Raw genomic sequence first — 24,402 nt, forward strand, 5'->3', positions numbered from 1 at the left:
AGTGGAGCCGATTCAAGGCCTACTCCCTGAAATCTGCTATGCTTACGTCTCAGCTCTTATTCATCAACTCGAAGCAGTTTTTTGGAAGTCATGGAAACGTTCCTTTGTCTTTTCAAAGATCTTTCGACCAACGAGTAAGGAGTCACCATTGAAAAATTCTAACACATAATGAGCAGAATCAATTTTCTGCAATTGCGATAAGTTGATACAGTAAGATTTTAATAGTAAAAAGTAAGCATACTTTTCCAACTCTGTCTTCAATTGTTTTAAAGAAGTATTCACTAATTTATCTTCTGTAGTTGTTTTGACCATAACTTGGTTTTTCAAACCTTTGATACTTTCAATATATAAAATTTCCCGAGGATACAGGACGAGACTTCCACCTTTTTGATCAATAAAGATTTTATCGACATTTACGATTTGCTGTTCTTTCCAATTGATCTGTTCTAGCACTTGACGAATTTGTTCAGATAAATTCCTGTCTTTTCTGATATATCCAATCGGAAGGATTTTCCGATTGATGATCTCTACTGCAAAATTCGTATAAGCGGTGAAAAAAACAATATTACTATGTGCATTTTTTTTACGTATTTGTTCGGCGACATCAATACCTGTGAGTGATTGCTTCAAGTCGATATCGATAAAGAAAACATCGTGATTATAAATAGTGCCCAACTGGATCAACTGATTGATTTGAGAGATAGAAGTGAGCTGCACGATATTCTCGATATGATGATTGACCAATTCTTTGATGATCCATTCGCTGTGAAACTGGTTATCTTCTATGATAAAATACTTTTTCATATGCAGGCTCCTATTAAAAAAATATGTGTACATTTTGAAACAAAACAATGGAGGAATAAGATGGTCGCAACAGTGACACTTTATTTGAACTTTACTTTGATTTTAGATTTAGGTATCTATTTATTCTTTTCGAAACAACTGCTAGTAAAAAACAGCTTTGGTTGTATAGCTTTGATGGTGGTGACACTTTTATTTCCTATCCCTAAAGTGAGCTTTCCTTACCTAGTTGGCTTATTATTGATGTTTCTTTTTTATTTTACTACGAAAAACCTGTTTATCAGCTGTTTGATCAGTAATCTTTTTTTTGCTATCACTGGACTCAGCTTTTTTCTGGTTTTTGATCTGATGGATTATTTAGGAAAGAGACATCTTGGAACAGCAAGTTTTTTTGCACTACTTATCGCATTTATTTTCTATCTATTAGTAAAAAGTATAGACAAACAGACGAGATTTCTCAACTTGCTTTTTACTTATCCAACTGAACACTATTTTGGAGGTATTTGTATTTTATTAAGCTGGGGCGTGATTTACTTGGTATTGGGAAGTGTTCACTTCCGCTCATCTAATTATCTGCTTCTATCTCTTTTGTCGATAGTCATCAGTTTTTTTTCTTTGTTTTTTTCCATTATGTTGATCAGTTTCCAAGTAAAAGAAAGACAACATCAGGAATCGCTTCAACTGTATCAAATAAATGAAGAATATTACCATCATCTAGAGGAATTCAAACATGATTATAAAAGTCTACTGTTTTCATTAAAAATTACTCTTCAGGAAAATAAAAAAGAAACGTTGGAATTTTTAGAAATCTTAGAAGATCATTCTGCAGCTATTTTTGAAAAACCGCAAATACAACAGCTAACAAATATTGTATCCCCAGCTGTCAGGGGTGTCTTTTTAAAATTTCTAGAAAAAGCAGAATCGGAGAAAATCCCGATCCAAGTAGTTATTCCTGTCGAAGTGAAAACAATCCCGATTGATCTGGTTGTTTTTATTCGCTGTTTATCTATTTTTATTTCTAACGCATTCGATCATCGTGTAGCCGATCAGAGTCCGATTACGATCAATCTGCTGGAAGAAAAAGAGGGATTACGTTTTAGTATAGCGAACAAGGCAAATCCGACGAATTTGACGCTATCGGAGATGGTCAAAATAGGAAAAACCTCTAAAAAAAATGGCGGGTTAGGTCTATACAGTGCGAAAAAAATGTTGGATGTTTACGAAAATGCAGAACTAAAAATCGAATTTTCAAAACAGAATCACTATTTTTTTGTAGAAATGTATCTGGCATCTAGAAAGAGCAAATCAGCCTACTGACTTACTGTCAAAGGATAAGATTGAGGAAAGTCTACACGGAGATAGAGACAACAACACAGCATATTCAAAAGAAACAGAAGCGTGATGACCGTTGTCACCCTTCTGTTTCTTTTGCTATGTAGTTAAACAAAGTAGTTGACACTTCCGCTACTTAGTATTAGTACGAAAGTATACTTCATGATACTAAGTAGATAAGAAGTGAAAAGCGGAACCCACGATCGTCAAAATGCTAACTGCTTTGCTTACACCAGATAAAGGGAAGAGCAATATCGCTTATTTTAGGCGTGGAGAAGCAAGAAAATCCCTACGATCACACAAAAAATGCTGACCCAGCAGTTAAGAGAGTTAGAACAAGATGGCATTGTCCATCGAAAAGTCTATAACCAAGTCCCGCCTAAAGTAGAGTACTCGCTCACCGAAGAAGGAAAATCATTAAGAGAGATTCTAGTAGCGATGTCTGTTTGGGGAGAAGAACGTATCGAAAAACAAAAAGCCTCAGGGGAAGAAGTCACATTACTGCATACACATGGTGGCTACCTAAATTACTGATTTCTATGACATTTATTTTAAATAAAAGAAAACAGGAGTTTTTTTAAAAGCATCATCTATTTTTTATGTAAAAAAATGGTATGATTAATCAAGTAAGAAATGATTGGAAGAAGGCAAGCAAATGAATAGCATGGAAAAAGTCAACCAGTTTAGAGATGAACGTAATTGGCGACAATTTCATAACGAAAAAGATTTGGCTATTTCTATTTCTTTGGAAGCATCTGAATTGTTAGAACTTTTTCAATGGAAAACGCCGGAAGAAGTAAAAGAAACACAATTAGAACGAATCAAAGAAGAACTGGCGGATGTATTGATCTATTCATACATGATGGCAGACAACCTTCAGCTGGATCTAGATGAGATCATTGAAGAAAAATTGATCAAAAATAATTTGAAATATCCTGTAGAAAAAAGCGCAGGTGTACGAAAAAAATACACAGAGTTTTAGAAATGTGTCATTCGGCTGTTGGAAAGAGCAAAAGAAAAACAGTAAAATGAGTCTGGAGGGAGAGAAAATGAAAAAAAAAGGAAAAGCAAAAAGATGGCTAGTCAATATCCTCTTGTTCCTCTTGTTATTAGTAGGACTAGCTTTGATTTTCAATGAACAGATCAAGGATTATCTTGTCAGAGAGACAGGAGATAAATATGCTATAGCGAATGTAACAAAAGAAGATCTGAAAAAGAATAACGATAAAGATGTCAGTTTTGACTTTGATGCGGTAGAACCAATGACGACAGAAGGGGTCATGAGGTCGCAGATGAGAGGAACAGATCTACCAGTGATTGCTAGTATCGCAGTCCCTTCAGTTTCAATCAATTTACCGATTTTCAAAGGCTTGGATAATACGTCACTACTTTACGGAGCAGGAACATTATCTCCAGATCAAGAAATGGGAAAAGGAAATTATGCCTTAGCAAGCCATCGTGCAACGAACCCTGAATTGTTGTTTACACCGCTGGAAAATTTAGAGATGGGTGCCAAGATCTATTTGACAGATTTAGAAAATGTGTATACATACAAAACATTTTTTAAAGAAAAAGTTGCTCCTACAGATACCCAATTACTGAATGAAGTCGAGGGAAAAGAAATTGTCACACTAATTACTTGTGGCGACATGGATGCCGTCACGCGACTAGTTGTACAAGGAGAACTGGAAAGTGTTACACCGATAAAAGATGCGACAGATGATATGAGATCTGCTTTCAATCTAGAGACAAAAACATTTTAGGATACTGGGACATAAGTCGTTACAGATTAAAAACAGCCAAAGGATATGAATCGATAAGGAAAAACCAATTTGCTGAAAAAAAGAGGAACGCAAAGAGGTGCATCTCTGATTTGGTTGTTTTCTAGATAGACTTGTGTTCCAGTTTTTTTATTTTTTATATGAAAAGGCTTGCATAAATAAAAATTCGATGGTATGATGATTTTGAATAAGAAATGGATTGTTACTGTACGGTAGGCAAAACCAGAATTCAGCTAAGAAACAGTAGGCGAATTCTAGGTTTTTTTATTTTTCTTGAGAGGGCGAAGCAAAATGAAAATTGATAAAATTTTGAATAACAACGTCGTCATTTCGAAAAATGGATTCGGGGAAGAAGTCGTTTGTATGGGAAGAGGACTAGCTTTTCAAAAAAAGATTGGGGACGAGATTTCGCCAGAAGCGGTCCAAAAAGAATTTGTTTTAAGAGATTCTTTTGCTAAAAACCAATTCCAGCAGCTGATGGCTGATATTCCGGCAGAGGAGATCGAATGGGTCAAACAAGTAGTCGAACTGGCTGAAGATAAACTAAAAGTTGAATTTTCGCCTAATATTTATCTGACATTGACCGATCATCTTCATTATGCGATCACACGAGCAAAAGAAAATATCCAACTGCCTAATCCATTATTATTTGAAACAAAAAAATTTTATCCGAAAGAATATCAAGCAGCGAAAGAGGCTCTTTTGTTCGTGAAACAAAAGACGGGTGTGGAACTTTCTGAGGATGAAGCCGGTTTTATTGCCTTTCATTTTGTGAATAGCCAACAAGGAAACGAAGACATGCAAGTGACGATGACCGCTACCACAATGGTAAGAGATATACTGAGTATCATCAGTAAATTCTTCGGCATCGTGTTCGATGAAGAATCTTTGAATTATCAGCGTATTATTACTCATCTGCAGTTTTTTGCCCAGCGTTATCTCAAAGGGGAAGGATCTGACGAACAAGATGAATTTCTCTACGCATTAGTTCAAGGAAAGTATCCAAAAGCGTTTCATTGTGTCGAACGGATCAATGAGTATCTTCGACAAACGCAAAAACAGGAAATGGGGATCGCAGAGCAGATTTATTTGACGATCCATATTCAAAGAGTAGTAAGTGAGAAAAAAAGCATCCAATCATAAGGATTGTTACTGTATGGCAGGCAAAACCTGGATTGAAAAAATAGGTTCACGAATGTTTGTGACTGTTTTTTTCAATCTGGGTTTTTATTTTTTAAATAAAAAAGAAAGAAGGAAAAAACAATGGATAATCAAGCAGTTGGTCGTCGTGTATGGGAAGCGGTAGGAGGACAAAAGAATGTCAAAAGTTTAGTACATTGTGCTACGCGGTTGCGATTCAGATTAAAAGATGAATCTTTAGCAGATACGCAAAAGTTAAAAGAAGACCCGGACGTGATCCAAGTCGTCCAAAGTGGCGGTCAGTATCAAGTAGTAATTGGCAGTAATGTAGCAGATGTTTATCAATCGATCGTGGATGAGGAAGGTCTTGCAGTTTCGGAGGATGGAAAAGAAGAGTCCAAAAATATTTTGAATCGTCTGATCGATATTATCTCTAGTATATTTACACCTTTTCTAGGGGCGATGGCAGCCGCCGGGGTATTGAAAGGATTCTTATCATTGGCAACGGTGATGGGCTGGCTGACAGCTGATAGCGGTACTTATCAAATATTGTTTGCTGCAGCAGATGGTGTCTTTACCTTCTTACCTGTCATGCTTTCTTTTACAGCAGCTAAAAAGTTCAAAGCCAACCAGTTTTTAGCAGTAGCAATTGCTATGGCACTTGTGTATCCAGCTATCACAGCAGTTGCTGGTGCGGGAGAAGCTATCAGTTTCTTTGGGATCCCAGTGATTCTTTCACCATCTGGTTATACTTCTTCTGTCATACCAATCATTCTAGCCGTATGGGTTCAAAGTAAATTAGAGCCATTCGTAAAAAAAGTGATTCCGCAATTTCTGCAAATGATTTTAGTTCCGCTTGTCGTTTTAGTAGTGATGGTTCCATTAACATTTCTTGCTTTAGGACCAATCGGGACGGTTGCCGGTAATGCTTTAGGCGGTCTCTTCAACTCGATTTATGGATTTAGTCCAATCGTAGCAGGTCTAATCATGGGAAGTTTATGGCAAGTATTCGTGATGTTCGGCATGCATTGGGGATTCGTACCGATCATGTTTTTGAATATCGAACAATATGGGTTTGATGTATTGATGCCAATGCTTCTTCCAGCCATCTTGGCACAAGGTGGGGCTGCTTTAGCTGTAGCATTGCGAACAAAAGATACGAAACTTCGAGCATTAGGGATTTCTTCTACAGTGACTTCGTTATTTGGAATCACTGAACCAACTGTGTATGGTGTGACATTACCTTTGAAGAAACCATTCATTGCCGCTTGTATTTCTGGAGGTATTGGTGGAGCTATTATCGGATTTTCCGGAGTAAAAGCTTTCTCCAGCAGTTTGGTCAGCTTATTGACGATTCCGACTTTCATTAGTACGGTGGATGGTGTAGAGTCAAATGTGACAGTAGCAGTAATAGCTACAGGAATTGCTTTTGTTCTTGCATTCGTAGGTACATTGATTTTAGGATTTGACGAACAAACACAAGACAATCAATTAGAAAACAAACATGCGAATGCAGGAGAACCGATTACTTCAGCACGGCATACCTTAAAAAGTCCTTTAACGGGTAAAGTACTGCCATTGAGTGAAGTACCAGACCAAGTTTTTTCTTCTGGCGTGATGGGAAAAGGTATCGCTATTGATCCAGAAGTAGGAGAACTAGTTGCACCTGCAGACGGAGAGATCACGACTATTTTTCCAACTGGACATGCTGTAGGAATCACAACGACTGACGGAGCGGAGATTTTGATTCATATCGGGATGGATACAGTAGAATTAAATGGGAATGGCTTTGAGATCTTAGTCAAACAAGGGGATCTCGTCAAAGCAGGAGATTTATTGATTCGTTTTGACATCGAAGCAATTAGAGCAGCTGGCTATAGCGTAATCACTCCAGTTGTCATTACGAATACTGATGCATTTGCCGATATACTTGAATTAGACCAAAAAGAGATTATTGCAAACGAAGATGTTCTGGCAATTGTAAAATAAGGAGGAAATCAGGATGCAATCACGTTTTTCAGAAAAATTTTTATGGGGTGGAGCAACTGCTGCCAATCAATTAGAAGGGGCTTATGATCGAGACGGAAAAGGGCTATCCGTTGCAGATGCTATGCCTGGAGGTAAGCAGCGCTTTGCGATTATCGGCAGTGAAGAATTTGACTGGACGATTGATCAAGAAAAATATATTTACCCGAATCATCGAGGAATCGATCATTACGATCGTTTCAAAGAAGATCTTGCCTTGTTTGCGGAAATGGGATTCAAATGTTATCGTTTTTCGATTGCCTGGACACGAATTTTTCCAAATGGAGACGAAGGTACTCCTAACGAAGCGGGATTAGAATTTTATGATCAGCTGATTGATGAGTGCTTAAAATATGATATTGAACCTGTGATCACGATTTCTCATTACGAAATGCCTCTTCATTCGGCAAAAGAATACGGTGGCTGGAAAAATCGAAAACTGATCGACTTCTATGAACGATTTGCTCAGACAGTATTAGAGAGATACAGCAGTAAAGTCAAATATTGGATGACTTTCAATGAAATCAATTCGGCCTTTCACTTTCCAGCTTTAAGTCAAGGATTAGTAAAAAGCAATGGAGCAGGAGAGTACCAAAATATTTTCCAAGCATGGCATAATCAATTCGTTGCAAGTAGCAAAGCCGTAAAAATCGGCCACGAATTGCGTTCGGATATCCAAATCGGCTGCATGATTATCTATGCAACAACTTACAGCATCGATGCCAATCCAGTCAATCAGGCAGCAACAATGATCCAAAACCAAGAATTCAATTTTTTCTGCACGGATGTCCAAGTACGTGGAGAATACCCTGCATACACAGCGCGTATCCATAAAAAATATGGAGTCGATCCGGAAAAATTAGAGCAAACGGAAAAAGACTTCCAGTTGCTAAAAGAATATCCAGTGGACTACATCGGATTTAGTTATTATATGTCTACGGCAATCAATGAGACTGATCCACAAGCAGCAACTTCAGAAGGGAACTTGCTGGGAGGAGTAAAAAATCCGTTTCTTGAGGCAAGTGAATGGGGCTGGCAGATCGATCCAGAAGGGCTGAGAATCGCATTGAATGAATTATACAATCGTTACCAGAAACCATTATTCATTGTTGAAAACGGTCTTGGAGCCATTGATCATATGGAAGAGGATGGCACGATTATTGATGATTATCGGATCGATTATTTACGTCGTCATATCGAAGCGATGGCTAATGCAGTAGCAGACGGTGTAGATTTGATGGGCTATACGCCTTGGGGATGTATGGATCTTGTCAGTGCATCAACAGGAGAAATGAGTAAACGTTACGGCTTTATCTATGTGGATCTAGACGATGAAGGAAATGGGACACTGAATCGATCAAAGAAAAAATCTTTTGATTGGTATAAAGAAGTAATTGCCTCAAATGGCGTAAACTTGTAATTAAAGCAGCTGAATGAAAAAGAACACACTTCTCACATGTGATTTGTGTTCTTTTTTTATTTTTTATGTGCTATTCTTTTAGTAATAGTAAAGCAAAGGGTGACGTTATGAAAAGGACACGTGTACTATACTTGGAAGTCGCAGATAAAATTAAAGAAGATATTTTCTCAGGAAAATATCCAGTCGGTTCGATGTTACCGACAGAAAGTGAATTAGAAGAACTGTTTCAAGTCAGCAAAATCACTGTCCGAAAGGCAATCGAACTGCTGGCATCAGATGAATATGTCGCAAAGAAAAGTGGTCGTGGGACGACGGTTCTAAGCAATCGTCCTTACAATCGATTATCCAAAGCGGCAAGCTTTACGCAAATCTTGGAGAACTCCCGATATGAAGTCCGGAAAGAAACGCTGGATTTGCAATTGGTCCATATAAAGAAGGAAGATCCTTTGTTTTCCTTTTTCGGTGAGCAAGCTGTTTGTTTTAAGCGCTTATATTATTTGAACAATCAGCCTTATATTTATTTTGTTCATTATCTTCCACAAGAAATGATGCAATTCAGCAGAGAAGAATTTGGCAAAGAATCTTTGTATCGTTTGCTGACGAAAAAAGGATATACTATTGACTCATTTTCTGATGATTTCTCGGCAGTATTTTTAACAGAAGAAGAACAAGGAATTCTGAAAACAGACGCACAGATCGGCATCAAACGGATACGGAAATCGTCTACGCAAATTGGGGAAATGATTGAATATTCGGAGGCGGTCTACCATACGGAGCTGCATCCTTACCATATTGATTATGAAACATAAATAAAAAAAGAGGTTGTGAAAAAGCTGCCCTGCATCAAGTAATAAGAACAGCCAAACAAAAATAGCTTCTCATATTTTTCGTTTGGTTAGGCTTATTACCGCAGATACACGGCTGTTTCTGGATTACCATTTATTCTGGATAAGGGGGTGTGGCACGATTTTCAGAAGGAATCTATGAACCAATCACTGTATTGATTTTAGCTTCGATGGTAACCCCATTCGGCTTGACGATCGCTTATTTCTTAGGGAAAATCATTCGTAAAAATATATTCAATCGTCAAGAAATCGATACATTGAAGACCGCTTTTCCTATGGGGATCTGTCAGATCACAGAGGGATGTTTCCCTATCGTATTGAACGACTTGGCACGCAATGTCATAGCAACGGGAGTCGGTGGGGCAGTAGGTGGCGGATTAAGCATGTTTTGGGGCGCAGATAGCCGTATTCCGGCATCGGGAATGTTTGCAGTCGCTACGATGACCAGACCATGGGCATTCATTGGTGCATTGTTAGCTGGTTCTTTTGTCACAGGAATAACCATTTTATTATTGAAAAAACCAGTAGATCCGAATGCAGAAATCATCCAAGAAGAAAAAGAGGAAGAAGACATATCTTGGGATGATTTGACAATTAGTTAGGAGAGGCAGAATGGATTACAAGAAAAAAGTACAATAGATGTACCTTGAGGCAGGAATGGTATGAAAGAATCAGAGTTAGAAAGAATCGAATATACAGATTTTGGTTTAGGAGCGATCGAAACTGTCCAGAGCATCGGCACCCTCCTTGAAATGACGATGAAGGAAAAATGAGAACCTTTCGTTGTCGAAAAGGTCTGGTATACCTTATGTCGAAGGAAAGGAAACAAAAAAACTTTCCTGTACTATTCCAAAAAGGAAAGAAAGTTATTATACAGTAAAAAAAGAAATTATTCTTCATGCTAGAGATCAGTACACGTTCGAGCCCAATATCAAACACTAGTTCCAGGCAGGCGCAACAGGTGCGGTTATCACTGAATTTTCTTCCAGCAGTGACGATTCAAGTGATATTTTTACAAATCCAGCTATTTATCGTTAACAAAAAGATTTTTAGGAGAAGCTGATGAACAAAAATGATCAAATTTTGATCGTTTAGTTCGTCGGCTTTTTTATTTAGAGAAACATCATTTATCAGTGAAACATAACACGAGAACAAAATGATTTTTTCGTTAATAAAAGAAACAAGTATTTGTTGTTTAAAATAATACACGTTATTGGCATATAGGACGAAATCCCAGTATCTTCTATAAGTAAGTCATTTCATATCGATGAAAACACGTTATTTATTTTTGTTTTATCTATAAAATAGCTGAAAAATTATTTTTTTCTAAATACTATATATAGTGGTGTCTATCCTATATACCACTAAAAAACTACAAAATCTAGTCTTTTATTTTAAAAAAACACGTGTAGAATGAAGATAGACTTTTGAGTTAGGGAGTGTTTTTTTATGAAATTTACTGTTTTTTGCGGTTCCCGTTTTGGTAATAAAGAAAGTTACAAATTTATTGCGCAAACGTTAGGAAAATACATGGCACAAGAAGAAATCGAACTGGTTTACGGTGGTTCATACTCCGGGATTATGGGAGTGATTAGTAAAACAGTACTGGAAAATAATGGAAAAGTCACAGGTATCTATCCGAATGGGCTTTTTGAAACTGAATTGCCTGGAAAAGATGTTACTACATTTATTCCTACAGAAACGATCGATGAAAGAAAGGTATTATTATTTGAAAAGGGAGATGCTGTCCTCGTTTTCCCTGGAGGTCTAGGTACATTGGAGGAATTCTCACAACTTCTTTCTTGGATAGCAATCGGTCTGACGCCTGACAAGCCAATCGGAATATTGAATATTGGCGGTTATTACAGCGGCTTGCAACAATTATTAGAAACTTTTGCAAAAGAGGATTTTATGGATAAAAAATGGTTGGATCAAGTAATCTTTTCCAACAATCCATTGGAACTGGTCAATGAATTACGAGCAGTATCTATTAAAAATCAGTTATTATTGAAGGAGGCAAAATAATGAGTCAAATATATTTAGCAGGACCATTTTTTTCAGAGGAGCAAATCGATCGAGTAAGTCGTATCGAAAAAGCGTTGGAGGAAAACAAAACAGTCACAAGTTTCTACTCTCCACGTCATCACCAAGAAAGCAATTATGAACTATTCAGCGCTGGATGGGCGCAGGAAGTATACGAAAAAGATATGGAAGAACTGACAAATGCAGAATTTGTTGTTGCTATCCTTGACTTTGAGCATCAAACAATCGATCCAGGAACGGCTTACGAATTAGGTGTGGCAACTATGTTGAAAAAACCGATGATCATTGTACAAGAAGAGACGGTACCTACGAACTTGATGATTACACAAAGTCTCCATACGTATTTAAAATCAGACCAAGCTGTACGTGAATATGATTTTGAAACATTGCCTGTTGAAACTTACGTAGGCGAGTACTTATAGAAGAGGAAGGGTTGTATGTCAGTGATTTTGATTTCAGGAACGATTGGTGCAGGTAAGAGCAGTTTGACGGATATGCTTGCAAAAGAGATTGATTCTAAACCATTTTATGAAAATGTCGAAGATAACGAAGTATTGCCGCTCTTTTATTCAAATCCTGAGCAGTACGCTTTTTTATTGCAAATCTTCTTTTTGAACAAGCGATTTTTAGCAATGAAAAATGCTTTAGTGAACGATGACAATGTGCTAGACCGATCCATCTATGAAGATAGCCTGTTGTTCCATCTAAACGCTGATTTAGGTCGGGTAACGGATATCGAAGTACAGCAGTACGATAGCTTATTAGATACGATGCTAAACGAGTTAGATGATGTTGCTCCAAAAAAACGGCCTGATTTGATGGTCCATATCAAAGTTTCTTTGGACACGATGCTAGAACGTATCAAAAAACGTGGGCGTGACTATGAACAGCTAGAAAGCGATGAGACGTTATATACCTATTATGAAACGTTGAACACCCGCTATAATCAATGGTATGAAGATTTTGATGTATGTCCTAAAATACAAGTGGATGGGGATAAATTCGATTTTGTAGAAAATCCAGAAGATGCAAAAAAGGTGATCCATCAGATCCAAGAAAAACTAGCTGAATTGGAAGGAAAGCCTGCTGGAAAATATTTTACGGATAACCAGCATGCAAAAGGTCAAGAATTAGGCTAAAAATAAAAAACCAAACGACGGGAAAGAAAAATTACTACGTGATGTAGAATAAGCCTTTCTATCGTTTGGTTATTTTATATTCAAATATTTGAAATAAATAAATCTTTACTCTTTGATTTGTAAACTGAAATGATCCACTGTTTGTTTTACTGATGAAGCTTGATCAAAGGAAGAAGCTGAGTTTGAAGTTCATAAAAATCAGCCATAGTGAGTTTTGCTTGGATTTGTTTATCTTCTTCTACTTTTTACATAATTTTGAACAGGATAAGATTCAAATGTTTTAAATGAATCTTTGACTAGTTTGTGACAGTTGTCGCATATGCTCAAGCTTCCTTGGTCATTAAATTCTGTATGGATATTTTTGTTGTTATTACATGTACAATAATCAGGACTATCGATCATCCATTTCGTCTCCTTTACAATCATCTTGCTTCTTTACTATAGCAGAAAAGAAGGGGAGAAACAAAAGAAGATCCAACAGACGGCACTATAGACTGTAGATGTTGCCATCCTCATCCTTCAAACGGTAATTACCGATTTTGGTAAATGTGATGGTTGCTTCTTTTTTATTTTCTTTTCCTGAAATAATATATTCGTCATCTTTGGTAGTAATCTTGATGTCTGTCAGCACTGTTTTTTCTTCAGATGATTCAGAAGAATCAGTTTCTTGTGTCTGATACGTGCGTGTCCATTCCATTTTTTTATCTGTAAATGTCAACTGTCCCGCGGATAAATCCATATCTTTACGTACTTTTAGCGTATATACACTGTTAGTGATATCTGCTTTTTCCGCTTTTAAGACAGAAGAATCGGTTGTTTCATCCGAGGATTGGTCAGAGCCGCCAAACAAATTACAGCCAGTCAATGTCAAAAGTCCCGCAGACAAAATAAATAGTACGATTAATTTCTTCAAAATACTTCCCCCATTTGATAGGATAAAGAAATTATACCATTGGAAAGTAAAACTTCAAACGGATGGAAGAGAAAAACGCACAAAACACCCACAAATAGAGTAAATTTTAGAATAAAATTTTAAAAAGGCAAAAAATTCGCCATTTTAGGAAAGCGTTTTAAAAAAGTGTTGCAATCTTTTAAAAAAATGCTATATTAAAAATGAACCGGTTCAAATACTTGTTTAAGTATAATTAATAGTGAGAGGAAGTTGCTCTACTGAAGACTTTAGTTATATGGATATTGATGACAAGCAACACTATGCAAAGAAAGCGGTCATCATAATCGAACAACAAGAAAGAGAAATCAAATGTAACTGGCAGGAGTGAGAATGTATGGCATCGATCCGTGACGTGGCTAAGATGGCTGGTGTTTCAGTGGGAACAGTTTCCCGTTACTTGAATGGTCAGCAACTGAAGGAAAAGAACATGAAAAAAATAGCAGAAGCGATTTCAGCGTTGGACTATAAAGAAAACATCATTGCTAAAGGGTTGAAGAATAATCGAAGCTTCTCTATTGGACTTTTGATAAACGGGATTTCCAGCCGTTTTGGGTCGGAAGTTGTCTCAGGGATCGAAAGAGTAGCTGAAGAAAATGGGTATAGCTTATTATTAAGCGGGTTTGCCGATCAGCCAGAAAAAATTGAACAAAAAATTGAATACCTGATGAAGCATGTGATCGATGGGCTGATTGTCTTCTTATCCGAAGAAGAGTGGTCTGGATTTGAAATGCTCACAAAAATGAGTATTCCAGTTATCGCATTGAATTGCCCAGAAGGACCAGCAGGTATTGATACAATATTAGTGAATGATCGAGAAAGTGTAGCAAAAGTGATCGCTCATCATGGTGAACAAGGACATAAAAAAATCGGATTTATTGCTGCCACTCAAACAGACTACGTAGCAAGAGAACGTTTAGCAGGAGCAAAAGAAGCGGTACAAAATGATCCATCGATCCAATTAGAGGTCTTTACAGGAGACTATTCTAGAAAAAGTGGCTATTATGGGGCAAAAGAATTATTAGAAAAAGGAGTAACAGCGATTTTTGTCAGCAATTATAATATGTCGATCGGTGCTATCGAATGTTTCAATCAAGAAGGTATCAGAATCGGGAAGGATATTGCGTTTAGTCATTATGATTATTTGGATAAAAACGATTTGAGCATCCTTCCGAAAATCACGATTACACCACCAACAGATAAAATCGGGGAACAAGCCGCAGAACAGCTGTTGAAACGAATCAAAAAAGAAGAGGAAGAAAATGAAAAAGTAATTGTGATGGAAAATATCATACATGGAATCAACTAAAACGAACTAAAAAAGAAAAAGAGGTGCTTTGATGAAAAAATATCAATTTCCAGCAAATTTTTGGTGGGGTTCTGCAGCAAGTGGCCCACAAACAGAAGGAAGGATTTCAGGTGATGGAAAAGGAGAGAACATTTTTGATTATTGGTACAAAAAAGAACCGCAAAAGTTCTTTGACCAAGTAGGACCTGAAAAAACTTCACAAGTTTATACGAAGTATCAAGAGGATGTACAGTTGATGAAACAGACTGGGCATAATTCATTTCGAACATCTATCCAATGGAGCCGCTTGATACCTGATGAATCTGGAACAATCAACGAAGAAGCCGTTCGTTTCCATCATCGTTATTTTGATGAGTTGATTGAAAACGGTATCGAACCCTTTGTGAATCTGTATCATTTCGATATGCCGATGTATCTGCAAGAAAAAGGCGGATGGTTGAACCGAGAAACGGTTGAAGCCTATGAAAAATATGCCAAAAGTTGTTTTGAATTGTTCGGTTCGAAAGTAAAAAAATGGTTTACTCATAATGAACCAATCGTTCCAGTCGAAGCAGGTTATTTATATCGATGGCATTATCCAGAAGAGTCAGATATGAAAAAAGCGATCCAAGTTGGCTATCATGAAGCGTTGGCCTCAGCGTTAGCCATCAAATCTTACCATGAAATGGAGCAAGGTGGTGTTATTGGTATCATCTTGAATCTGACACCAAGCTATCCAAGAGACGAATCAAACCCTGAAGATGTTAAAGCAGCGCAAATAGCAGATGCGTTCTTCAATCGTTCATTCCTTGATCCAGCTGTAAAAGGCGAGTTTCCAAGTGAATTGATTGAGATAGTAAAAGAACTTGATCTCATGCCTGTGATCCATCCAGAGGATTTGACGGTCATCAAAGAAAATACAGTAGATCTTTTAGGTATCAATTATTACCAGCCACGCCGGGTAAAAGCAAAAGAAACACCAATCGATACTAAAAACGGTCCAATGCCTGAGGATTATTTCGACAATTATGAAATGCCTGGTCGTAAAATGAATCCTTATCGCGGATGGGAGATCTATGAACAAGGAATCTATGATATTTTGATCAATGTACGAGATCATTATGGAAATATCGACTGCTTTATTTCTGAAAACGGTATGGGTGTAGAAAACGAAGCACGATTTATCAAAGAAGATGGCATGATCCACGATGATTATCGGATCGAATTTGTCCAATCTCATCTGAAATATGTCCATCAAGCAATTCAAGAAGGTGCCAATTGTTTAGGCTATCATATGTGGACATGTATGGATAACTGGTCATGGACCAATGCATATAAGAATCGATATGGCTTTATTTCAGTAGACTTAGCACAAGATGGAAAAAGAACAATCAAAAAATCGGGTCACTGGTTCAAAGACGTATCAGATAAAAACGGATTTGAGGCTTAAGAAAGAATAGTTGAGAGCAAATGCGTGAAATTCTCCATTCTTACCATTTTGTGAAAAAGAAGTTCAATTATTTACGATCTTTTTCAACTTTTTTGTCTTTCTATTTCATTTTTTGTATATAATAGAATAGTCAAAATTAAATAGGAGTGGAGGAAAGCATGAGGAAAAAAAGACCGTTTCTTCTCTTTTGGTTATTCGGTTTTTTCTTACTGCTTATTTTATCCGCAGCATTTTCAGGAAAAATGACAGCAGATCTTGCTCAGAAAGAAACAGAAAAAATCGTAGCAAGCAAAGAATCAGTAGATAATTTCAAAAAAGAATTCTCAACTTATTGGTGGGCGGAGTATAAAATAACTGCCAATTACGAAAAAGGCGAATTGGACATCTATTTGCCAAAAGGAAAAGAAGAAAATCAATTTATTAATATCGATGACGTACTTAGTGCGATTTCTCTCAGACAATATCAATTTAAAGACAAGCATTTGACCGTTTTGCTTTTGACTCATGATGGCGACAAAGTAGCCCGTTTGAAAAATGGAAAAGTGATCACCGCTTATTCTGAAAAAGTAGACAAAAAAGTGGTCGCCGATCGTTTAGCGGAATGGAAAAAGACAAATGAACAAGTCAAGAAAACAACTGTCTCTTCTCAAAAAAACGAGTCGACAGGAACAAGTCCTTCAGATTCTGGCAGTGGACAAACGATAACGGGAAGTGAAGAAAATCAAGCCTCAATTATTACGAATGAGTCATCACAAGGACAATATCAATCCTATGGACAATGAAAAACAGAGGTTGTGAAATCAGCGTTTTGACCTGAGTATTAGAGAAACAAACGGCAAAATAGTTCCTCATATTTTGCCGTTTTTTGAGCTAATACCGAAGGTCAGCTGATTGAACACCGTGTATCAAGAGGTCTTGAGCTTGCCGTTTAACTCTGAGCCACAAGGAACAATTTCAAAAAACAGCTTCTCATGTTTTATAAATATTGTGACTTGTGGCCGAGGAGTTGGCAGGAGAACACCGTTTAAAGAAGAAGTTGTGAAAAAGCTGTCCTGCATCAACTAAACAGGAGCTGCGACAAGACTTTTATCACCTTACTGTTTCAATCGCTTATATCACAGCGGTTTTATGCTGTGAAAAGTGCACGGAATAATCTTTAGAAAGAATAAAAAAATCTTAAGATAACAACTTTTTTAGGGAATTTTCATTTTTCAGGAGCAAAATAAGGAAAAATGTGAATAGAGAGAAGTGATATACGTGACACAACTTAAAAAATTGTGCCAAAATCGTTTAGCAATCGTTTTGACAGCTGTTTTCTTTTTCTGGATGAAGACGATTATTGCTTACTATGCAGATTTTTCGTTAGGTGTGGAAGGTACGATCCAGTACTTTATCTTGTGGATCAACCCGATTGCAACTACCTTATTGTTTTTTGGCCTTTCTTTGTATATTAAAAAGCCAAAGCCAGCATTAGCCATTCTTTTGATCATTGATATTTTAAACACGCTTTTGTTGTACTTGAACATTATTTTTTATCGGGAATTCACAGATTTCATTACAGTCAAATCTGTATTGGGATTTTCGAAAGTGTCGCAAGGGTTATCAGGAAGCTCCTTTTCTTTGATGAAACCCCATGATGTCCTCTACTGGCTGGATATTGCTACGTTCATTGGGATACTGGTTTGGTTGACGATCAAGAAAATACCTATCAAAAGTCAACCTGTCAGCAAACCGATGGCTATCGCTGTGACCTGTCTTTCAGGGCTTATTTTTTCAGGAAATCTAGCGCTGAGCGAAGCCAACCGTCCACAATTGCTGCAGCGAACATTTGACCGTTCATATATTGTCAAATATCTAGGAATCGATGCGTATACTATTTATGATGGAATCAAAACAGGAATGACTAGCAGTGTTCGCGCGCATGCAAGCAGTAATGGGATTGATGAAGTTTTAGATTATACAAAGAAACATTATGCAGAGCCAAATCCCGAAACATTTGGGATCGCTAAAGGGAAAAATGTGATCGTTCTCCATTTAGAAAGTTTCCAGCAGTTTTTGATTAATATGAAGGTAGACGGACAAGAAGTCACACCGTTTTTAAATAGTATTTTCCAGAATCAAGCAACGATCAGCTTTGATAATTTTTTTCATGAAGTAGGACAGGGAAAGACAAGTGATGCTGAAAATATGTTGGAAACTGGCACATTTGGTTTACCTCAAGGCTCATTATTCACAGAACTTGGGTCAGATAATGTCTTTCAAGCCGCACCAGCGATCCTTGGACAAAAGCAAGGCTATACAAGCGCTGTTTTCCATGGGAATGTAGCTAGTTTTTGGAATAGAGATCATGTATATAAAAACTTAGGTTATGACAATTTCTTTGATCGATCTTATTTTGATGAATCAGATGAAACGCTAGGTTATGGAATATTAGATAAAGATTTATTCAGTGAATCTGCCCAATATCTTGAACATCTACAACAGCCGTTCTACACGAAATTCCTTTCCGTAACCAATCACACGCCTTATTATACGGATGATAAGAATTTCGATTTTCCATCTTTGAACACTGGAAATAGCACAGTAGATAACTATGTTCGAACGGCACATTATTTGGATCAGTCATTGGAACAATTTTTTACGTACCTGAAAAAATCCGCTATTTACCAAAATTCGATCTTTGTGATTTATGGGGATCATTTTGGCATCTCAAATACAGATAATAAAGACTTAGCAAGTGCTCTTGGAAAAGACCCAGATACATGGAATGAATTTGACAACGCACAAATGCAGCGTGTGCCATTAATGATTCATATACCTGGTTATACTAAAGGGTCAGTCAATCACGAATACGGTGGAGAAATCGATGTTTTGCCGACATTACTTCATCTCTTGGGAATCGATGATAAAGACTATCTCCATTTTGGTACGGATTTATTATCTCCTCAGCATGATCAAGTAGTGGCTTTTCGAAATGGGAACTTCGTGACACCCAAATACACCATCTTAGGAGGAAAAGCTTACAATAACCAAACAGGAGAAATCATCGATACGAAAGCAGCAGGAATCGACGAGGAAATTTCCAAAGATCAGGAAAAAGTCAAGTCTGCTTTAAGTCTTTCAGATAAGCTGAATCAAGAAAATCTCTTGCGTTTTTATGTGCCAAACGGATTTGAAACGATCGATCCGAAAAAATATGACTATAAAAATGAAGCAGAACGTAACATAGCCATCGAAAAGCAAAAAGGCGAACATTCGACAAGTGTCTTTTCAAAAAATGGCAATAAAACAACAACCAACTTATATCCAGTAACAAGAACAGACGTTGAACAGCAAAAAGATAATCAATAAACAATCAAACCAACCTTCAGTAGTTAGACAACATTCTAATGCTTGAAGGTTGGTATTTTTTATGAAAAAAACATTTTTTTATTTTTTTCGTGTATTTTTCCTTTTTAACGTATCTATTTATTGAATGTGGAAAAATTTAAATTAAAAAGGAGAACTATTATGTATGATGGTGAATTGATCAAGAAACTTCGAGTCAACAAGAAGTTGACACAGTCCCAATTAGCGGAAGGAATCTGTTCTAAGACTTCTCTAGTCGGGATTGAGACAAATTCAGTGAAAAAAATGTCATTTGTAACATTGAGATCATTTTTAGAGCGAATGAACATGACACTTGCAGAATATGAATGGATGCGAAACCAGCTGGATGAACCAATAAAGTTAAAGAAAAAAAGACGAATGCTAGATCGGGTACAAGAAGACAGCTTTGATCCTTATAAAGAGATCAGCAATAACCGTAGGCATTTTAAGAAAACAGAAGATCTGTATTATTTGGTTTTGAGTCTTCACATGGTCGAAAAAACAGAAGTATCTGAGACAGAATTTGAATTTTTACGTTATGAATGCCGAATCATTGAAGAATACTTGATGCAGATACCAGACTATGGTCAATTTGAACTATCTATTCTAGCTGATTTTCCTTGGATATTCAGTGATCGGTTCATTGAGAACAATTATTTGAAAATCAAAAAAAGAATGCGACGATTAGCACAGTTGAACAATCATGAGCAGTATCTCTTTACTTTTTTAATGAACCTGACTTCGTTTTATATAGAAAATGGTCGGTTGAAAAAGGCACGTAGTGTGAATGAAGATATGAAACGGAGCTTAGCACATAAAGAAAGAAGTACAGTGATCTATGAAACATTGATGGCAGATTATTATCAAAGATTGATTTCTGCTGCTTTAGGGGAAAAAAAGACGAAAGACTACCAAGAATTCTTCACAGTGCTCGAATATATGTTAGGAAAGAATCAACGGAGGTCCTTAGAGAAAAAACTGCTGGCCATTGCTGAACCCAGCAACTAGACCAGCAGTTTAGAATTTGTATCACTTCGCCGCTTTTTCAGACGGTTTGTTTATATCGAATGGCGGGAAAAAGCGGGCGATCTCTTTTACCGCAGCATCACGGGAATCAGAAGCGTGAATGATGTTTTCAGTCCCCGGCAGCGCGTAGTCTCCTCGGATCGTACCTGGAACAGCATCGGCAGCTTTTGTTGCCCCAACCATCTTACGGACGATATCGATCACTTCCTCGCCGACCAGCACAAGATAAACGACAGGACCGGAAGTCATGTAATCGATCAGTTCATCAAAAAAACTGCGCTCAGTCAAGTGCTGATAATGTTCTTTTGCTAATTCAGGAGTCATAGTTTCAAACTTCATTTCAGCAATGGCCAGTCCCTTTGCTTCAAAACGTTGAATGATGCTTCCGACTAAATGGCGTCTCACGCCGTCTGGCTTGATAATAACAAGTGTTCTTTCCATAACAGCACCTCGTTTCCTACTATATTTCTATTATAGCGGGAGGTGGAAAATGAGACAAATAAAACCGCGTGAGACAGGAATATAACGTGTGTATTTTAAAAAAAGTATGAAAAACATGGAAAATTGATTTGACATCCTCTTTTTTAGTTGTTATATTAACGAAGGAAAACCGAATAAGATTTGTTAGGTGAGGCTCCTATACAAACATAGGCTACTGCCCAAAAACGTCGAGAGACGCCAATGGGTAGAACAGGAATTGTCGAGATAAGGCTTTTCATAAGGTAGCTAAAAGCAGGTATCTGCTTTTTACGTTGTACAGTGTCAAAACTCAACGATGAGATCTGAGAAGCTTTTTTTAATATGCTTTTTCAAACCTTTCGCTGAGTATTTGGCGAGAGGTTTTTTTGTTGCCGCAAATCCCCATCGGTGAAAAATAAAAAGGAGGTGGTCTAATTGGGAAAATAACTATTCGAAAAATGATTGGAAGTCATGAATTAAAATTACTTAGTAAAGGAGATGAGAACAAATGGATGACAGTCATTCGAAAAACAAGGATCTAGAGGAAAGGCCAAGGCTATTATCTATCTGTTCTCAGCCCCTTTCAGTTTTTTCTCTATCGATCCGATGAATAGCTAAAGACCAAAAGCAGCGAGAACAGCTGTCTTTTGGACACAAAGGAGAGATTGAGATGGAAAAAAAGAAAGATACACAAAAAATCTATGCAGCTTTTGCTGGAAAAACGAAACAAGAATTATTTGACCTATTCCACGCATCAGCAAATGGATTGACAGAAGAACAAATCGAACGTTCAAGAGAAAATTACGGTGAAAATGCGATTTCATATGGCAAAAAAACACCATTCATCGTAGAAATATTGAAAGCATACATCACGCCATTTACATTAGTGTTGATCGCATTAGGAATTATTTCATTCATCACGGAATATGTATTAGCAGCTCCTGGAGATAAAGATCTTTTCGGTGTAGCCATTATCTTCACTATGGTAATCGTCAGCGGGACAATGACGTTGATTCAGTCCGTACGTTCCAATCAAGCGGCTGAAAAACTGAAATCACTTGTGAAAGTAACGGCAGCTGTAAAACGTAATGGAAAGTACACAGAGATTCCTATGGAAGAAATCGTCTGTGGAGATCTTGTTCGGCTTTCAGCAGGGGATATGATACCAGCGGATATGCGTTTATTGTCCGCAAAGGATTTATTCATTTCCCAAGCAGCATTGACAGGGGAAAGCTATCCAGTAGAAAAGCATGCGAAAGTATGTGAAGACGATCAGCAAAGCGAAACAAGTTACGAAAATCTTGTCTTTATGGGAAGTAATGTCATAAGTGGAAGTGCGGAAGGAATCATTGTTTCTGTTGGAAATGAAACACTATTTGGTCATGTAGCAGAAACGCTATCTGAAAAACCAATTCAATCAAGCTTTGAATTAGGCATCCATAAAACATCCATGCTACTGATCAAATTTATGTCATTGATGGCTCCAGCAGTTATCGTCATCAATGGGCTTACAAAAGGGGATTGGCTAGAAGCTTTTCTTTTTGGACTATCTGTAGCAGTTGGTCTAACACCTGAAATGCTTCCAATGATCGTTACGACGAATTTGGTCAAAGGAGCAAGTGTGATGGCCAAAAAAGGAACAGTGATCAAAAATTTGAATGCCATCCAAAACTTTGGTGCAATCGATGTGTTATGCACGGATAAAACGGGGACATTGACACAAGATAAAATCATTCTTGAATATCATATGGATTGTGAAGGAAATGAAGATGATCGTGTTTTGCGCCATGCGTATCTAAATAGCTACTATCAAACAGGGCTGAAAAATTTGTTAGATGTGGCTATCATTGATGAAGCAACAGAAACTTTAGATACAGATAAGATCAATTATCAAAAAGTGGATGAAATTCCTTTTGATTTTGAACGTCGTCGTATGAGTGTTGTGGTTGCTGATCCAGCTGGTAAAACACAAATGATCACAAAAGGCGCGATTGAAGAAATGCTGAACATTTCTAAATTTATTGATCTTGGCGGTACTGTTACACCATTAACAAAAGAACGAAAAGAAGCCGTACTTGCAAAAGTACAGTCACTTAATGAAGATGGCTTACGAGTGATTGGTGTCGCACAAAAGACCAATCCAAGCGTCGTTGGAGAATTTTCAGTCAAAGATGAGTCAGACATGGTTTTGATTGGTTATCTTACTTTCCTTGATCCACCAAAAGAAACAACGAAACAAGCGTTGAAAGCTCTGAAAGAACATGGTGTAGCTGTAAAAGTTCTGACTGGGGACAACGAATTAGTTACACGTTCAGTGTGCCGTCAAGTAGGTCTAGAGATCAATGAATTGGTTACCGGTGAGAAAATCTCGGAAATGAGTGATCATGAATTAGCACAAGTAGCTGAAGACCATGAAGTATTCGTAAAATTGAATCCTCAGCAAAAAGCACGTTTGACGACAGCTTTACGTAAAAATGGTCATACTGTCGGATTTTTAGGAGATGGTATCAATGACGCTCCTGCAATGAAAGTGGCTGATATCGGTATTTCTGTAGATACAGCTGTGGATATTGCGAAAGAATCTGCAGACGTGATCCTTTTAGAAAAAGATTTGACGATTTTGGAAAGAGGCCTTCTTTCTGGACGAGAAACTTTTGGGAATATCATGAAATATATCAAGGCTACAGCAAGTTCTAATTTTGGCAATATGTTTTCCGTGCTGATTGCAAGTATGTTCCTGCCATTTTTACCAATGCTGCCTTTACAACTTCTGTTTTTGAATCTAATCTATGATGTTTCCTGCATTTCCTTGCCATGGGATCGGATGGATAAAGAATATTTGGACGAGCCAAAAAAATGGAATGCATCTAGTATTGGGAAATTCATGGTTTACTTTGGCCCAACAAGTTCGATATTTGATATTACTACTTACTTGTTGATGTATTTTGTTATTTGTCCTGCTGTAGTTGGCGGAAGTTTCCATACATTGGATAGTTCACAGCAAGTGATTTTCATCGCATTATTCCATGCAGGATGGTTTGTCGAATCACTATGGACACAAACCTTAGTGCTCCATGCACTGCGTACACCGAAAGTACCATTTATCCAAAGCAACGCAACATTTGCCATGTTTGTTATCACTACATTAGGAATTATTGTCGGTTCTGTCCTTCCTTTTACAAGTTTTGGTGCTGAATTAGGCTTGATGCCACTTCCTGGCAATTACTGGTTATGGTTATTTGCTACAGTCATCGCTTATCTGGCGCTTGTGACAGCTGTGAAGAAAATCTATATCCATCGATTCCAAGAACTCTTATAAACGAGAAGGCTGGTTC

20 protein-coding genes, 2 pseudogenes and 1 riboswitch are annotated in these 24,402 nt (G+C 37.3%); of the genes and pseudogenes, 18 read left to right on the forward strand and 4 right to left on the reverse strand.

Annotation, left to right across the window (positions count from 1 at the left end):
- Positions 1 to 63: 63 nt before the first annotated feature.
- Positions 64 to 804, reverse strand: a complete 741-nt coding sequence (locus tag RBL01_RS02810; protein ID WP_058128723.1) for a LytR/AlgR family response regulator transcription factor — start codon at positions 802 to 804, stop codon at positions 64 to 66.
- Between the two features lie 60 nt (positions 805 to 864).
- Between RBL01_RS02810 and RBL01_RS02815 the strand changes: the two genes are divergently transcribed.
- The 9 genes and pseudogenes from RBL01_RS02815 to RBL01_RS02855 all read left to right on the forward strand — a co-directional run.
- Positions 865 to 2,118: a GHKL domain-containing protein gene (locus tag RBL01_RS02815; RefSeq protein ID WP_073463078.1), complete on the forward strand. Its 1,254-nt coding sequence runs from the start codon at positions 865 to 867 to the stop codon at positions 2,116 to 2,118.
- 294 nt (positions 2,119 to 2,412) lie between these two features.
- Positions 2,413 to 2,667 (forward strand): annotated as a pseudogene (locus RBL01_RS02820) (winged helix-turn-helix transcriptional regulator); the annotation flags it as partial.
- A 121-nt stretch (positions 2,668 to 2,788) separates the two neighbouring features.
- The gene (locus RBL01_RS02825) at positions 2,789 to 3,115 is read left to right on the forward strand and encodes a nucleotide pyrophosphohydrolase (RefSeq protein ID WP_002318717.1); all 327 of its coding nucleotides are present in this window, start codon (positions 2,789 to 2,791) and stop codon (positions 3,113 to 3,115) included.
- 67 nt (positions 3,116 to 3,182) lie between these two features.
- Positions 3,183 to 3,896, forward strand: a complete 714-nt coding sequence (locus RBL01_RS02830) for a class A sortase (RefSeq protein ID WP_002318718.1) — start codon at positions 3,183 to 3,185, stop codon at positions 3,894 to 3,896.
- Between the two features lie 309 nt (positions 3,897 to 4,205).
- Complete coding sequence (licT, locus tag RBL01_RS02835; protein WP_002318719.1) at positions 4,206 to 5,057, forward strand: BglG family transcription antiterminator LicT; 852 nt, start codon at positions 4,206 to 4,208, stop codon at positions 5,055 to 5,057.
- Between the two features lie 120 nt (positions 5,058 to 5,177).
- Positions 5,178 to 7,043, forward strand: a complete 1,866-nt coding sequence (locus tag RBL01_RS02840; RefSeq protein ID WP_165537884.1) for a beta-glucoside-specific PTS transporter subunit IIABC — start codon at positions 5,178 to 5,180, stop codon at positions 7,041 to 7,043.
- A gap of 13 nt (positions 7,044 to 7,056) precedes the next feature.
- On the forward strand, positions 7,057 to 8,499 hold the full coding sequence (locus RBL01_RS02845; protein WP_156249428.1) for a glycoside hydrolase family 1 protein: 1,443 nt from the start codon (positions 7,057 to 7,059) through the stop codon (positions 8,497 to 8,499).
- A gap of 107 nt (positions 8,500 to 8,606) precedes the next feature.
- Entirely contained in the window at positions 8,607 to 9,308 is a 702-nt protein-coding gene (locus RBL01_RS02850; protein WP_002293839.1) for a GntR family transcriptional regulator, read from the forward strand.
- 161 nt (positions 9,309 to 9,469) lie between these two features.
- Positions 9,470 to 9,946 (forward strand): annotated as a pseudogene (locus RBL01_RS02855) (PTS fructose transporter subunit IIC); the annotation flags it as partial.
- Between the two features lie 397 nt (positions 9,947 to 10,343).
- Here RBL01_RS02855 and RBL01_RS02860 read toward each other — a convergent pair.
- Positions 10,344 to 10,553: a phenylalanyl-tRNA synthetase subunit beta gene (locus RBL01_RS02860; RefSeq protein ID WP_002296192.1), complete on the reverse strand. Its 210-nt coding sequence runs from the start codon at positions 10,551 to 10,553 to the stop codon at positions 10,344 to 10,346.
- Between the two features lie 240 nt (positions 10,554 to 10,793).
- Between RBL01_RS02860 and RBL01_RS02865 the strand changes: the two genes are divergently transcribed.
- The 3 genes from RBL01_RS02865 to RBL01_RS02875 are packed head-to-tail and all read left to right on the forward strand — an operon-like array spanning position 10,794 to position 12,526.
- Positions 10,794 to 11,369 carry a TIGR00730 family Rossman fold protein gene (locus tag RBL01_RS02865; protein ID WP_002340344.1) on the forward strand — a complete coding sequence of 192 codons (576 nt, stop codon included), beginning with the start codon at positions 10,794 to 10,796 and terminating at the stop codon, positions 11,367 to 11,369.
- The gene (locus RBL01_RS02870; RefSeq protein WP_002293607.1) at positions 11,369 to 11,809 is read left to right on the forward strand and encodes a nucleoside 2-deoxyribosyltransferase; all 441 of its coding nucleotides are present in this window, start codon (positions 11,369 to 11,371) and stop codon (positions 11,807 to 11,809) included. The genes RBL01_RS02865 and RBL01_RS02870 overlap by 1 nt, the downstream gene beginning before the upstream one ends.
- Positions 11,810 to 11,824: 15 nt before the next feature.
- Complete coding sequence (locus RBL01_RS02875; RefSeq protein ID WP_002340345.1) at positions 11,825 to 12,526, forward strand: deoxynucleoside kinase; 702 nt, start codon at positions 11,825 to 11,827, stop codon at positions 12,524 to 12,526.
- Between the two features lie 487 nt (positions 12,527 to 13,013).
- Here the strand turns inward: RBL01_RS02875 and RBL01_RS02880 are convergent, their stop codons facing one another.
- Positions 13,014 to 13,439: a hypothetical protein gene (locus RBL01_RS02880; RefSeq protein ID WP_002299985.1), complete on the reverse strand. Its 426-nt coding sequence runs from the start codon at positions 13,437 to 13,439 to the stop codon at positions 13,014 to 13,016.
- A 373-nt stretch (positions 13,440 to 13,812) separates the two neighbouring features.
- On the opposite strand from RBL01_RS02880, the gene RBL01_RS02885 reads away from it, so the two are divergent.
- From RBL01_RS02885 to RBL01_RS02905, 5 genes are all read left to right on the forward strand, one after another.
- Positions 13,813 to 14,784, forward strand: coding sequence for a LacI family DNA-binding transcriptional regulator (locus RBL01_RS02885; protein ID WP_002299983.1), 972 nt, complete (start codon positions 13,813 to 13,815; stop codon positions 14,782 to 14,784).
- 31 nt (positions 14,785 to 14,815) lie between these two features.
- Positions 14,816 to 16,213 (forward strand): glycoside hydrolase family 1 protein, encoded by a 1,398-nt coding sequence (locus tag RBL01_RS02890; RefSeq protein ID WP_307780858.1) that lies wholly within the window; start codon positions 14,816 to 14,818, stop codon positions 16,211 to 16,213.
- Between the two features lie 158 nt (positions 16,214 to 16,371).
- On the forward strand, positions 16,372 to 16,995 hold the full coding sequence (locus tag RBL01_RS02895; RefSeq protein ID WP_002293828.1) for a hypothetical protein: 624 nt from the start codon (positions 16,372 to 16,374) through the stop codon (positions 16,993 to 16,995).
- 475 nt (positions 16,996 to 17,470) lie between these two features.
- On the forward strand, positions 17,471 to 19,564 hold the full coding sequence (locus RBL01_RS02900; RefSeq protein WP_002321113.1) for an LTA synthase family protein: 2,094 nt from the start codon (positions 17,471 to 17,473) through the stop codon (positions 19,562 to 19,564).
- Positions 19,565 to 19,723: 159 nt separating this feature from the next.
- Positions 19,724 to 20,590, forward strand: coding sequence for an Rgg/GadR/MutR family transcriptional regulator (locus RBL01_RS02905; RefSeq protein ID WP_002340346.1), 867 nt, complete (start codon positions 19,724 to 19,726; stop codon positions 20,588 to 20,590).
- Between the two features lie 21 nt (positions 20,591 to 20,611).
- On the opposite strand, the gene ndk is transcribed toward RBL01_RS02905, so the two are convergent.
- Positions 20,612 to 21,049 carry a nucleoside-diphosphate kinase gene (gene ndk / locus RBL01_RS02910; RefSeq protein WP_002293327.1) on the reverse strand — a complete coding sequence of 146 codons (438 nt, stop codon included), beginning with the start codon at positions 21,047 to 21,049 and terminating at the stop codon, positions 20,612 to 20,614.
- 172 nt (positions 21,050 to 21,221) lie between these two features.
- A riboswitch (M-box (ykoK) riboswitch) is annotated at positions 21,222 to 21,396 on the forward strand.
- A 341-nt stretch (positions 21,397 to 21,737) separates the two neighbouring features.
- On the opposite strand from ndk, the gene mgtA reads away from it, so the two are divergent.
- Positions 21,738 to 24,386 (forward strand): magnesium-translocating P-type ATPase, encoded by a 2,649-nt coding sequence (gene mgtA, locus RBL01_RS02915; protein ID WP_038809202.1) that lies wholly within the window; start codon positions 21,738 to 21,740, stop codon positions 24,384 to 24,386.
- Positions 24,387 to 24,402 lie beyond the last annotated feature (16 nt).

Origin of the sequence: Enterococcus sp. SB12, from assembly GCF_030910025.2 — a bacterium.
GTDB lineage: Bacteria > Bacillota > Bacilli > Lactobacillales > Enterococcaceae > Enterococcus_B > Enterococcus_B faecium.